Source organism: Crocinitomix algicola (genome assembly GCF_001661595.2).
GTDB lineage: Bacteria > Bacteroidota > Bacteroidia > Flavobacteriales_D > Crocinitomicaceae > Crocinitomix > Crocinitomix algicola.
On the sequence record NZ_LYPF02000017.1, the window covers coordinates 117,098 to 130,021 of the forward strand.

The 12,924-nt window shown below is 33.3% G+C and carries 12 protein-coding genes; 9 read left to right on the top strand and 3 right to left on the bottom strand.

Translation table 11 applies throughout. The features are described from left to right. Positions 1 to 77 precede the first annotated feature (77 nt). Entirely contained in the window at positions 78 to 665 is a 588-nt protein-coding gene (locus tag A8143_RS11225; protein WP_070138153.1) for a tyrosine-type recombinase/integrase, read from the top strand. Here A8143_RS11225 and A8143_RS11230 read toward each other — a convergent pair. From A8143_RS11230 to A8143_RS11240, 3 genes are all read right to left on the bottom strand, one after another. Further along, the gene (locus tag A8143_RS11230) at positions 662 to 1,216 is read right to left on the bottom strand and encodes a hypothetical protein (RefSeq protein ID WP_070138154.1); all 555 of its coding nucleotides are present in this window, start codon (positions 1,214 to 1,216) and stop codon (positions 662 to 664) included. The genes A8143_RS11225 and A8143_RS11230 overlap by 4 nt on opposite strands. 41 nt (positions 1,217 to 1,257) lie before the next feature. After that, a complete protein-coding gene (locus tag A8143_RS11235; protein WP_070138155.1) occupies positions 1,258 to 2,289 on the bottom strand; it encodes a nucleotide kinase domain-containing protein in 1,032 nt (343 codons plus the stop codon). A gap of 120 nt (positions 2,290 to 2,409) precedes the next feature. Beyond that, positions 2,410 to 2,691, bottom strand: a complete 282-nt coding sequence (locus A8143_RS11240) for a helix-turn-helix transcriptional regulator (RefSeq protein ID WP_070138156.1) — start codon at positions 2,689 to 2,691, stop codon at positions 2,410 to 2,412. 117 nt (positions 2,692 to 2,808) lie between these two features. Between A8143_RS11240 and A8143_RS11245 the strand changes: the two genes are divergently transcribed. The 8 genes from A8143_RS11245 to A8143_RS11280 all read left to right on the top strand — a co-directional run bounded on the left by A8143_RS11245 (position 2,809) and on the right by A8143_RS11280 (position 12,879). Next, complete coding sequence (locus A8143_RS11245) at positions 2,809 to 3,219, top strand: hypothetical protein (RefSeq protein ID WP_070138157.1); 411 nt, start codon at positions 2,809 to 2,811, stop codon at positions 3,217 to 3,219. Positions 3,220 to 3,643: 424 nt separating this feature from the next. Next, positions 3,644 to 4,780, top strand: coding sequence for a hypothetical protein (locus tag A8143_RS11250; RefSeq protein ID WP_070138158.1), 1,137 nt, complete (start codon positions 3,644 to 3,646; stop codon positions 4,778 to 4,780). Positions 4,781 to 4,938: 158 nt separating this feature from the next. Beyond that, positions 4,939 to 5,757, top strand: a complete 819-nt coding sequence (locus A8143_RS11255) for a CPBP family intramembrane glutamic endopeptidase (RefSeq protein WP_070138159.1) — start codon at positions 4,939 to 4,941, stop codon at positions 5,755 to 5,757. Between the two features lie 129 nt (positions 5,758 to 5,886). Then, the gene (locus A8143_RS11260) at positions 5,887 to 6,375 is read left to right on the top strand and encodes a hypothetical protein (protein ID WP_070138160.1); all 489 of its coding nucleotides are present in this window, start codon (positions 5,887 to 5,889) and stop codon (positions 6,373 to 6,375) included. A 501-nt stretch (positions 6,376 to 6,876) separates the two neighbouring features. Then, positions 6,877 to 7,359 (top strand): hypothetical protein, encoded by a 483-nt coding sequence (locus A8143_RS11265; RefSeq protein WP_070138161.1) that lies wholly within the window; start codon positions 6,877 to 6,879, stop codon positions 7,357 to 7,359. Positions 7,360 to 7,467: 108 nt separating this feature from the next. Further along, positions 7,468 to 8,919: an ATP-binding protein gene (locus A8143_RS11270; RefSeq protein WP_070138162.1), complete on the top strand. Its 1,452-nt coding sequence runs from the start codon at positions 7,468 to 7,470 to the stop codon at positions 8,917 to 8,919. A gap of 178 nt (positions 8,920 to 9,097) precedes the next feature. Continuing rightward, positions 9,098 to 9,505 carry a (deoxy)nucleoside triphosphate pyrophosphohydrolase gene (locus A8143_RS11275; protein ID WP_070138163.1) on the top strand — a complete coding sequence of 136 codons (408 nt, stop codon included), beginning with the start codon at positions 9,098 to 9,100 and terminating at the stop codon, positions 9,503 to 9,505. Then, positions 9,490 to 12,879 carry a DUF3427 domain-containing protein gene (locus tag A8143_RS11280; RefSeq protein ID WP_070138164.1) on the top strand — a complete coding sequence of 1,130 codons (3,390 nt, stop codon included), beginning with the start codon at positions 9,490 to 9,492 and terminating at the stop codon, positions 12,877 to 12,879. Before A8143_RS11275 ends, A8143_RS11280 begins: the two co-directional genes overlap by 16 nt. Positions 12,880 to 12,924 lie beyond the last annotated feature (45 nt).

The following is a 12,924-nucleotide window of genomic DNA, read 5'->3' on the forward strand; positions in this document are numbered from 1 at the left end:
TATTCAACAGTAGTTTATTTCTGATTACAAAAGTGAAACAAGGGATCACGGTTTTTATTACTTTAACATAAACACACATGAGCGTTAAAGGAAGTAAAACTGCCTGTTCTGGGCTAGATTGGAATGTCATGTTGGGTCTTTTGGCCCAACTTAAAAAAGACAAGAAGTGGCAAGATTATCTCTTGATTTGTATTGGTTCATACCTCGGATTAAGAGCATCCGACTTACTTAATTTAAAATGGGATGACATCTTGGGTAAATCAACCTTGGAGCTAAAGGAAGGTAAAACTGGAAAGTCAAGATCAATTCGAATAAATCCGAATTGCTTAAATGCAGTTGAATTCGTCTGGAATCATCAACCTAAAAAACACTTTCATACAATAGATCACTTCATTTTTGTAAATCGAAGAGGTAAGAAGATTTCCCTCCAATACATTAATAGAAGGCTCAAAACCATCTTTGAAGAATACAAAGTGAAAACGGACAATCCAAGTACACACACCTTAAGAAAGACATTCGGAAGACGGGTTTACGAAATGGACGATCAAAGCGAAAGAAGCTTGATCATGTTGTCAATGATCTTCTCGCATTCCAATATTGCAATTACAAAGCGATATTTAGGAATAACACAAGAAGAGATTCAGGACGTTTATTTGAGCCTTTAATGCCTCCCCAATATTGGTTGTAGTTCCCTTGCTAGATTTGATTCTATAACCTGCATTAGCAAAGCCATGTCTTGACTAAAGGGAATGTAATTTAATCTCACTTTTAACCCAATTTGTTTAGCCCAATGATATAACTGCAAACCTTGAGTATTGTGGTTGTGATAGTAACCTAGATGTACATAAAACCGTCCTCTCATATTACTTTTTACTTTCCCAACATATAGCACTTTTGAAGTGTTTGAATACGACTTCTTTATAGCGGGTGTAGCCTTCTTTTTAAGGTCTTTATATTGCTTGTGTGAATTATAAACATCAATTGTTGTATTCTCGGATATCACTTCAAACCAATACAATACAGGAGTTTTATTTATTTCGCTCAATGTGGTGAAGAATGGTTCTAGTTGCCCAAAATCCTCAGCTCTTTTACCACATGAATCTGGAAGATTTTTACAATCAATTTCTAAAGAATCAACTTGTAAGTCGGCTTTTATTGTACTCTCAAGGGAATTAGAAAGAACTTGACAAAAACGTTTTATAGAATCGACACTCATTTGAATTGTAATTTGACCACAAAATAATTAATCACATTGTTTTACAAAGTCTTCAATCTCACTATTTTCCTATTGGAAACAAGTTTAGGGTTATCTCTTAGCCTTTGATACACTCCAAACTGACAAAGTCCAACTTCTAAACCATAAACTTTGAGGTCGTTCTGATCATCTTTAAAGATTCTCTTTTCGTTAACTATTATATTATGCATTGATTCATCAACTTCAAATTCTCCGAAGAGTTCTTTTTGATGATGTCTTAACCAAACCACTCTATCGCCATAGTTAAATTCTCGAGGAGAAATATTCGGAAACAATAATTGTAAAACCTTCTTTGCTCCTGGTCCAGGTACGCAAAATGGTTCATCATGATTTACATTTATTTTCGGATTGATACTGTTGGAAATTGCACAATGATATCCATAATACTGCCCAACACCTTTGGTTGAAGAGACATTCTTATATAGCTCTTGCAAACTTTGAGCGTTGATGATTTTATAAATTAATCCACTTTCAATAAAACTAGCTACCCATAGCATTATGTTTATGGGATACAAGTTTCGTTTTTTACCTTCTTTTATAGATACAAATGTATTTGCAGCTTCAAGTAAACTTGTTCTTAATTCTGTTCTACCATAGATATGATTACCTTTCCTTCTTGCATCATTTAAATTCTCATTAATCCAATCTTTGTATTTCTGATCAACAAGCAACCTTTTAAAATCAATTAGAGCATTTTTCGGATTACCTTCTTTAGTGGCTATTTGATGAATACCCCTCGCACCATAAAAGTGTGAGATAATTGTATTACAAACAATGTTTTCAATATCAATATCTGACAAAACAATATTCTCAGCGATATATCTTGTTCGATCATCATAAGTGATAAACAAAGGGAAGTACTCTGTTGACAAACTTAAAGCAACAACACCATGATCGTTATAGCTATTTTTTATCCCAAGCTTGAATAATGCTTGGTTGTTTATTTGATGAAAAAAGAACTTAATTTCAGAAAGAGTTTCTTTGTCAATTATGTCAAATGGTAGTAAGTTGTCCTTTAAATTGGTGAATTTCATTATGCTTATCTTTTGATAAAGATATGCATTAAACTCACCCCTGATTCCATCTCAAGCAACTGAAATATAACGCTTTAACTCCTTCGGCACTCCTATCACTTTTATAGGAGAAAATAAAAATCAACTTTCTATTTCTGACTCAATAATTCGAATTGTCTCATCATACGGACGAAGCAGATCATCTACAGATCTTTCAAGAGCCAATGCTATTCGATAAGCACTTGAAATGGAAGTATTCACACCTGCAGTTTCAATACGCTTGATTTGAGCCAAACCGATATCTGCCTCATTTGCTAAATCTAATTGCGTATATCCTTTGACTTTTCTATACTCGGCAACATTCCGAGCCATTCTTCGGATCAACTCTTCGTTATGGGCGTATTTTAAACCTTCATTACTCACTCGGTAAAAATGTCCACCCAGATTTTCTTTTTAGCATCAAATTTGATACTTTAGTATCAAAAAAGTAAATCGGCAAAGTTTGTCGTTTTCGTCATTTAACTTTAAAATCCATATAACATGAGAAAACTATTCATTGCTGGAAGTGCATTATTTTTTAATTCATTTCTATTTAGTCAAGTTACATTAAACAAAACAGTACTAACTTCAAATGTTGAACAGATACAAGCAGCCGGTTCAGGAGCTTATTTCTCAACATCTTCAGATTTTTATTCTTATGCATGTGGAGATGTCGCTGAAACTCACCTTGCTAGTTCTTCAGTAAACGAGATCTTCCAAGGAGATGCGTATAGTAATGACACTTTAAGTGTTAATGAAGCTAGCTCTATTCTTTATTATGGTATTAGCAACGTCTTAACAGACGGAACAAATTCTCATAACATGTATACACCCGTAAACGCAATTACAACTGATGGTGATTCCGTTTATACCATCGTTGTAAACCATTGCGCCCAAAACACCCCACTGTAAACGGAACTTATTCGGCGGAAGTTTAACTTGAACAAGATCGTTCACAAAACCTAAGCGGAACTTGACAAATAAATTACTGACATTTATGGCAACCAATTTTTGTGGTTTGGGTAGGAACCAAAACGTAGAATATGTCCCAAGAATTGGAATGTCGAATAAAAAATTTAAGTGTCTCACTATTCAAGCTTCGGTTTTGACTCGGGAAGTGTTTCGTGTGTAGTGCAATTAGAACGGAACAAAGCGCAACAAAAACGGTTCACAACAACAACTAAAAATCACTGCCTCGCTTATCCCACCCGCGGGAAGCGCCCGTTGAGTGCCCAGTAGTCGGGTAGCCAACGCACAAAGTTGCCTGCGCACGTCGCGACGCAAATAAAATTTGCTATTTTTAGTCAAACGTTGGGTACAATACGAAAACAAATAGATGAGCGAAAATACTTTTGGAAAATATTTAGATAATTATGCCTCAAAAACGATAATTACCTTATTCGGTTTAGTGGCTGCTTTTGTAACAATATACGCATTTTGGCAAGAGAAAACTGTTGACTTGAGATATGAAATCATAGCTAATACCAATGTACTTGACTTTAATGCCGACATCAATAAACTTGAAGTACTCTACGATAGTACAAGTCTTAAGAAAACTGGAGAAAACTTAAGGATATATACAGTAAAAATAGTCAACAATGGACAAGAAAATATAATTAAAGAATTTTACGATGAAAATGAGCCTGTTGGAATAAAAATAACTTCTGGTAAAATAATTGAAAAACCAGAAATCATCCAATCGAGTAACGACTATTTAAAAAGAAATGTAAAATTCACTGAAACAGAAAACGAAGGCTTCTTATTTTCAAATGTAATAATTGAATCAGGCGAATATTTTACTATCAAACTTCTTGTATTACACAAAAACAGTAATATTCCACAGATTAAATCTTATGGAAAAATAGCAGGACAACAAAAAATTGATGTTGTTAATGCTGTTGATGTTAAAGAGGAAATGACTTTTTTAAAAAAAGTATATTATGGCAGTTTTTGGACTCAACTACTTCGATTGGTTTCATATTTCATAATAGGTATATTAATCATTGCGATTTTTGCATTAACATCTCAAAAAATTGACTCTTCAAGAGAAAAGAAACGTAAAAAGAAAAATTTAAGTGAGTTTAAAAATTTAAAAACATATCAATATACTCGAATGGATGACGCCATTTTTGACAGGTATTTAGACAATGGTGGTTACGAACTTAAGAGAATGTCAAAACTGATTGAAAACGAGAAAGAGTTAAATGACACATACAGAGAACTTTCAGAACAAGTAAAAAGTAAAGAATACAGAAGATACAGAATTGGTGGAGAGGATTGGTCCGTAATCAACGAAATGTTGAATGACGGAATTGTTTTCAAGGAAAATGAAAAATTAAGTATTAATCAAGCTATGAAGGATACTTTAGAGAAGTTTTTAAACTTTTTAACTGATAAAGGAGAGTTCAAGAGAAAGCATAAATACTATCCTTATGACATCGAAAGGAGAGTTGTAATTGAAAAAGACGAATAAAAAGTACTGTACCCAACAATGGCTATAAGTAATTGCTTGTTCTCGCCTACTTCTGAAAATCCTCGCGGATTTTCAGTTTGGTGTGTACTTGCAAAGTTAAGTGCTAAACCACGCAACTACTCATAGCCGATACCGTTAGCTGTAATTTAAACCAACCAATGAACAAAGAACCAAAACCGAAAACGTTATTACTATCTATCGGATTTATAATCCTGTTTGTGGTAATATTTGTAGTACTTTCCCAAATAAAACAATTTTTACCAGAAAATCTTGAACGATATTCTCACGGAATATTAGGCACAATCTCTGCTTTTGCAACGATTGGGTTGTTTTTAAAGTTCGAAAAGAAAAAGCTGAAAGATTACGGATTAGTTTGGGAAAAGAATACACCAAAAAAAATTATAATCGGAATTGCAATTGGAATGATTCTCGCACTCATAATGATTTTCTCGCAAGTGCTTATAAGCGGTTTGGAAATAACGGTTTCCGAAAACCAAAACTTCCAAACCATTTTAATCTCAATACCGGCGATTTTGATTTTAGCCTTTATGGAAGAGCTTGCATTTAGGTCGTATCCGTTTATTAAATTGAATAAACAATTCGGATTAAGAACAACCCAATTTTTAATTGCAATCTTGTTTGCTCTTTACCACGTTGCAAATGGATGGTCAATCGGATTATCCTTTCTCGGACCTGGAATTTGGTCATTGGCTTATGGTCTGTCAGCTGTTGCATCGAAAGGAATTTCTGTGCCAACTGGCTTACACAGCGGAGTGAATATAATTCTCGCATTATTTATCGGGAAAAAAAATATTGAAAGTCTTTGGGTAATCGATTTTCCAACGGAAGTTTCGGAAAATGTAATCATAGCCAATCAAAATGTTGGAATAATAATTCACGTCAGTCTATTAGTGCTGTGTATAATTACAACTGAAATATATTTACGGAAGAAAAAAACTACAGCTAACAATGTATAACCGCAATTACGGCGGATTCGACTACGTCCGAATCCACTCGGAATTGCTAAAGTCAGTGCCAAACCGAAAATTAACGCATATAAACCCGTAACTGACGGTTATACGAGACCGTTGTAAACTATTACGTGAATGAAATTTAAACTCAGGAAAAAAGAAGCAAAAAAAAACTTGTTAGCTGGTTTAGTTAATCTACTTGTGCTTATATATTTTTCTCGTCAAATTTTAAAAAATAAAGCTGTCTCAGAGGAGTTTTCGTACATTATACAATCAGTAGTTGCTGTTCTTGTGATTATACTTTTGGTTAACACTTATATAAAAATGAAGAAATTGATAATTCTTGATTTGACGGAGGAAAATTTAAAATATCAATATATCCGGAATAAAATTGAAAAAAATTCCATTAGGAAGATTGATTTAATACATGGCCATGTTAATTCTTTTGCTCTTGTTTTCATGAAAAATCAACCAGAATCGAAAATTTATCAATTGCGAAATAAGTATTTTAATTATAAATACGGAACCCCATATTTAATTAATTTGGATAAAATAGAAGGAGAAGTAACGGAAACCTATCAAAAATTATTAGAATGGAAGAAAACAGTTTATAACAACAAATAAAATTTACCGCTAAAGCGGTTCGGCATAAAATGCCTAATTTTATTTAACCGTTGTAAACCATTGCGCCCAAAACACCCCACTGTAAACGGAACTTATTCGGCGGAAGATTAACGTGAACAAGATCGTTCATAAAACCTAAGCGGAACTTCACAAATAAATTACTGACATTTATCGCAACTAATTTTTGTGGTTTGGGTAGGAACCAAAACGTAGAATATGTCTCGTGAATTGGAATGTCGAATAAGAAATTTAAGTGTCTCACTATTCAAACTTCGGTTTTGACTCGGGGAAGTGTTTCGTGTGTAGAGCAATTAGAACGGAACAAAGCGCGACAAAAACGGTTCACAACAACAACTAAAAATCACTCCCTCGCTTATCCCACCCGCGGGAAGCGCCCGTTGCGTGCCCAGAAGTCGGGTAGCCAACGCACAAAGTTGCCAGCGCACGTCGCGACGCAAATAAAATTTGCTATTTTTAGTCAAACGTTGGCGGTAATTAAATATGCAATATTCTATCGATAATAATACACTAAGCTTAACTGTAAAAAAGTCGCATTTTATCCTAAGATTTTTATTATACTTTATGTCTTGTGTAATCTTACTCGGCCCCATTATTGGTTTTATTATTTCGATTAAAAGCGGACAACCTTTTCACTTCAAATTTCTCATTGGAATGGCTATATCTTCAATTATAGGGTTTTATATCTTAAGATTCGCTTTATGGAATTCATTTGGTAAAGAAATAATTGAATTAAGCCCTGAATCAATTTCCTATACTACTGACTACAAAATTTATCGTGACAAAAAAAATCATAAAAGAGAAGGAAACCTTACTTTCTCATACAATCCAATAGGATACATCGAAGACCAAATGGGTTGTCTAACTATCAATACTGGGACGGGTACAATCCAATCTGTTGTGAAAATGCCCATTATTGATATTAACACTTTAATAAAAGAGTTAAATACAATCAACAATCTGTAATAATTAAAGGTTGGAAAAATCTTATTTGACAAAATAACTTATATTTACACCAACTATCTGTTAATCCTTTTAAAAACAAGGACTTCTTATTTGATAGCTACTTGACAAATGGAAGAAAAAGAATTAAAATCACTTATTAAAGAACTAGTTACTTACTCTAACGAAACAGAATGGGTAGAATTCAAATTAAACTACCATTCTAATGAAGAAATAGGTGAAAGGATTTCCGCCTTAGCAAATGGAGCTTGCTTAAATAAAAAACAATACGGATTTTTAATTTTCGGAGTAGAAGATAAAACACACAACATCAAAGGAACAACCTTCAAAGTAAAATCAGCGAAGAAAGGAAAAGAGGAATTAGAAAATTGGCTAATACAACGCTTAGACCCAAGAATAGATTTTAAAACATATGAATTTTTCTATTCCGAAGACATTAGAATTAGTATGTATGTTATTCCTGCCGCTGTAAATAGACCTGTTAAGTTTACTAATCAAGCATATATAAGAATCGGCAGTTATACCCGATTACTTAAAGATTTCCCTGACAAAGAAGCTAAGATTTGGAACAGAAAAAACAATATAAAGTTTGAACTTCAATTAGCAAAAGAAAACTTGGATTCTGATTCTGTAGTTTCTTTATTAGACACCCATACATATTTCGATTTACTTAAACTTCCTTATCCTTCAAATCGTCAGGGAGTTATAGACAAATTTATTTCTGAAAATTTAGTAGAGAAAAAGACCACTAAATATTCAATAACCAATCTTGGAGCAATTCTATTTGCAAAAAACTTAGATGATTTTCCCGACTTAAAAAGAAAAGCAATTAGAGTAATTGTGTACAAACACAATAATAAAATAGAAACCATTAGGGAGCAAATCGGAGGGAAAGGTTATGTTTCTGGCTATCAGGGTTTAATTGATTGGGTAAATAGTCAGCTACCTGCCAATGAAGAAATTGGAAAAGCATTTAGAGATGATAAAAGAATGTACCCCGAAATTGCTGTTCGTGAATTACTAGCCAATGCAATCATACACCAAGATTTCGAAGAAAAAGGATTTCCTATGGTTGAAATATTCTCTGATAGAATTGAAATCACCAACCCAGGAATTCCTCTAATCACCCCCGAAAGATTTATTGACGAATACCAATCCCGAAATGATACACTAGCTGATTTAATGAGAAGGCTTGGAATATGTGAAGAAAAAGGAAGTGGTATTGATAAAGTAATATTTTATAACGAAGTCTATCAACTTCCTGCTCCCGAAATTCTAATCCAAGAAAAACATACAAAAGTTATTATGTACTCATACAAGACTCTTAATCAAATGGACAAAAAAGATAAGATTAGAGCTTGCTATCAACATTGCTGTTTAAGATATGTTTCAAACGATAAAATGACAAATCAATCATTAAGAGACCGTTTTCAAATTGAAAGTAAAAATGCTGCTATTGCATCAAGAATAATAAAGGAAGCTTTGACTGCTAAAGTTATAAAAGAAGATGACCCTGAAAGTAATTCAAGAAAATACAAAAAATATATTCCGATATGGGCTTAATTTTTATTTGATGGTTATTTGATGCATCATGTGTAAACATAACTTAAAGCACTGAAAAACAAAGAAATGTTATTTGATAAAATAAAAACTACCGCCAACAAAACCTAAACTGCATTAAAACGCAGTTTAGCCAAACCGTTAGCTACAATTTACAAGACAAAAAATTCCATATTAATAAATGAAAAAAATAGAAGTTGTTGCAGCAATAATTAAACTCAAAGACGAAATTCTTAGTGTACAGCGACCTCCTCATAAACTAGATTATATTTCTGAAAAATTTGAGTTTCCTGGTGGTAAAATAGAAGCCGGTGAGACAAAAGAGCAGTCACTAAGACGTGAGTTGAAAGAAGAGCTAAAGTTGAATGCTGATATAGGGAAACACCTTATAACGGTTGAGCATAGTTATCCTGATTTTGAATTAACAATGCATGCATATATTGTAAATGTAAATTCAAAAGATATTTCCCTAACAGAGCACATATCCCAATTATGGTTGATTAAAGAAGAGATCTACTCTGTAGATTGGGCAGCAGCTGATATCCCGATAGTTGATAAATTAAATTCTATTGAATGGAAGACTTTATAAGTCAATTTAAAAAGAGTCTCGAAACAGGATTTATCGACAAGAATATAGGGTCAGAATTTCTGTATCAACCCAAGTTGTTGGTGAACAGTAAAAACCCTAAAAAGAAAATCCTGTCTTCCTTACTTTGGGAATTACAAACATGCGAGAGTTTTTTCATCTCTGTTGCGTTCTTAACCACAGGTGGCGTTGCGACAATAATTAATGTACTCCACGAATTGGAGCAAAAAGGAGTTCAAGGCAAAATAGTTGTCTCCCAATATTTAAATTTCACTCAGCCGGAAGCACTTAGAAGGTTACTACAGTTTAAAAACATTGAATTAAAGATAGCAACCAATGTAGATGCACATTCAAAAGGTTATCTGTTTAGAAAGAAGAATCATTATAGTTTAATTGTCGGTAGTAGTAATCTCACTCAAAATGCACTAGCTAGTAATAAGGAATGGAATCTTCAAGTATCTGCGATAGAGGATAGTAAGATTATACATAAGGTGCAACAAGAATTTGAAAGTGATTTTAATGCGGCCTTACCAGTTACACCTGAGTTTATAGATGAATATGAAAAGATTTACGAAAGAAAGCGAATAACTTTATTAGCGACAGATGAAGAAAAGTTTTTTGAGAATAGGGTCGAGCCCAATGCTATGCAAACTACAGCTTTGTCGAATTTAGCCAACATACGTTCTGAAGGAAAGAACAAAGCATTGATTATTTCTGCAACAGGAACAGGAAAAACTTTCTTAGCGGCTTTCGATGCTCAATCCCAACAACCCAAGAAATTACTATTTGTTGTACATCGATTAAACATTGCTAAAAAGGCGATGAAGACTTTCGAGAAAGTGTTTTCAGGGGAAAAGTCCATGGGAATTTATTCAGGCAGTACAAAAGAAATAGAAAATGACTTTCTATTCGCAACTGTACAGACGATTTCAAAACTTGAGCACTTAAAAGTATTCCATCCGAATCATTTCGATTATATCATAATTGATGAGTCACATAGAGCTGGAGCACAATCTTACAAAAATCTTATAGATTACTTTACGCCTAGGTTCTTACTTGGCATGACGGCTACACCTGAAAGAACTGACGGTGCTGATATATTCAAATTGTTTGATCATAACATCGCTTACGAAATTAGATTAAATGATGCAATGGAGGAGCAGATGCTTTGTCCTTTTCATTATTATGGTGTCTCGGATTTATACATCGATGAAGAGGAGCAAAATGACACTACACTATTCAATAAACTCACTTCGAACGAAAGAGTTAAAAGGATAGTTGAAAAATCTAAATATTACGGTACTGATAATGGTATTTGTCGAGGACTGGTGTTTGTTTCAAAAGTTTCTGAAGCCCATGCATTATCAGAGAAGTTCAACGATTTAGGTTTTAATACAGTTGCTTTAAGTGGAAGTAATTCAAATGAAGAAAGAGAGCTTGCCATAGAACGCCTAGAATCTGATAATGAAGCCGAAAGATTAGATTACATTTTTACAGTAGATATATTCAATGAAGGAATTGACATACCTAAAGTCAACCAAATCATTATGCTTCGCCCAACGGAGTCAGCTATTATTTTTGTTCAGCAATTGGGTAGAGGTCTTAGGAAACTTGATTCTAAGTCGTATTTGACAGTTATTGATTTTATAGGTAATCATAACAACAACTATTTGATTCCAATTGCTTTGTATGGTGATACATCATTTAATAAGGACAAATTACGTAAGCTCTTGTCAGATGGTAGTACTGATTTGCCCGGTGTTTCTACGATAAACTTTGATAGAATTTCAAAAGAGAAAATTTTTGAATCTATCGACTCAGCAAACATGCGTTTGCTAAAGGACCTAAAAAATGATTATTCTTTACTAAAATTTAGATTAGGCAGATTCCCGTTGATGATGGATTTTATTGATTCTAATTCGCGAGACCCCTATCATTTTGTCAAATATTCAAAGTCATACTATGACTTTATTAGAAGAGTAGATGGTGATTATGAAGTTGACTTAGGAAATAGTCACAGTGAAATCCTTCGTTTATTTTCTTTAGAGATTAACAATGGAAAACGTATTGAAGAGTCACTTCTTTTAAAAGAACTTTTAAAGAAAGAAAGTCTATCCATTGAGGGTTTTAGGTTGTCTGTCAAAGAAAAATTTAACTTCAATGTTTCTGATGAAACAATAGAATCGATAATTAGGAATTTGAATTTTGAATTTGTAAAGAAGGAAAAGGAAATTGTAATCTTAGAAAATGGAAGGATTAGGCGCCATGCTAACTTTACAGCGTTGCTTGAGGATGCGAATTTCACTCTATTTTTAAAAGACAGTATTGAATACTCAATCTATACATTTAGAAAAAATTATTCCAAAAGTTCCTTTACTGCAGGATTTATACTTTATCATAAATACAGCAGGAAAGATGTTTGTCGGATACTTAATTGGGATAAAGATATCAGTAGTACTGTATATGGTTATCGTACAAATAAAAGTTCTACACCTTGTTTTGTCACATACCATAAAGGAGATGACATTGAGGGATCAATTGATTACAATGATCATTTTGTTTCGCCTTCTGTCTTTGCTTGGGAGTCAAGATCAAATAGAAAAATTGAAAGTCCCGAAATTCAAAATGTAATTAAATCTGAACGCATATTGCTCTTTATAAAGAAAGCGGACTCTGAAGGAGCCGAATTTTATTACATGGGTGATGTGGGAATCATTCCGGAATCTATTGAACAAGGTGAGATGGAGGATACTGCTCAACCGGTAGTTCATTTCAAATTTAAATTGCAAAACCCGGTGCCTGAAAATCTTTATGACTATATCACTGATAGAAATTTGGAAAGTTTAGAGGCTCAAAATGATATAGAAAGCCTTGACATGGAGGAAACTAATAATCAGGATGAGACAATAGATAGCGCTCCTGATTTTAAAATTCCTTTGTTCGATTTTTATGCGGCAGCAGGCTCTTTTAGCGATATTCAAACTGCAGAAGATTACACTATGATTGAAGTTCCAGAGTTTTATCATAAGGAAGGATACTTTGCATGTAAAGTGATCGGGGAGTCTATGAACAGAAGAATCCCTAATGGTTCAATATGCATATTTAAACATCCAGTAGTAGGTGGGAGAACAGGCAAAATATTACTTGTTGAATATTACAACAAACAAGATCCTGAAATGCAATCGCATTTTACTATAAAAACTTATAGCAGCATAAAAGCCATTACGGAAGAAGGATGGAAACATGAAAAAATTATATTAAAACCCAACTCTTATGATGCTAGTTATGAGGACATAATAATAAGTGAGGAAGATATAAGGGACAACAAACTTAATGTAGTTGGAGAATTTGTAGGTATATTAAATAAAAAACTGTAGCTAACAATGGCTAAAAAAACTATATCTTCATTCAAAACAACGGTA

Bases quoted from the DNA above. Each gene is read 5' to 3' on its own strand.
- A8143_RS11275 (WP_070138163.1), top strand. From the start codon at position 9,098: ATGAAAAAAATAGAAGTTGTTGCAGCAATAATTAAACTCAAAGACGAA.
- A8143_RS11250 (WP_070138158.1), top strand. From the start codon at position 3,644: ATGAGCGAAAATACTTTTGGAAAATATTTAGATAATTATGCCTCAAAA.
- A8143_RS11265 (WP_070138161.1), top strand. From the start codon at position 6,877: ATGCAATATTCTATCGATAATAATACACTAAGCTTAACTGTAAAAAAG.
- A8143_RS11245 (WP_070138157.1), top strand. From the start codon at position 2,809: ATGAGAAAACTATTCATTGCTGGAAGTGCATTATTTTTTAATTCATTT.
- A8143_RS11255 (WP_070138159.1), top strand. From the start codon at position 4,939: ATGAACAAAGAACCAAAACCGAAAACGTTATTACTATCTATCGGATTT.
- A8143_RS11260 (WP_070138160.1), top strand. From the start codon at position 5,887: ATGAAATTTAAACTCAGGAAAAAAGAAGCAAAAAAAAACTTGTTAGCT.
- A8143_RS11280 (WP_070138164.1), top strand. From the start codon at position 9,490: ATGGAAGACTTTATAAGTCAATTTAAAAAGAGTCTCGAAACAGGATTT.
- A8143_RS11225 (WP_070138153.1), top strand. From the start codon at position 78: ATGAGCGTTAAAGGAAGTAAAACTGCCTGTTCTGGGCTAGATTGGAAT.
- A8143_RS11230 (WP_070138154.1), bottom strand. From the start codon at position 1,216: ATGAGTGTCGATTCTATAAAACGTTTTTGTCAAGTTCTTTCTAATTCC.
- A8143_RS11270 (WP_070138162.1), top strand. From the start codon at position 7,468: ATGGAAGAAAAAGAATTAAAATCACTTATTAAAGAACTAGTTACTTAC.
- A8143_RS11235 (WP_070138155.1), bottom strand. From the start codon at position 2,289: ATGAAATTCACCAATTTAAAGGACAACTTACTACCATTTGACATAATT.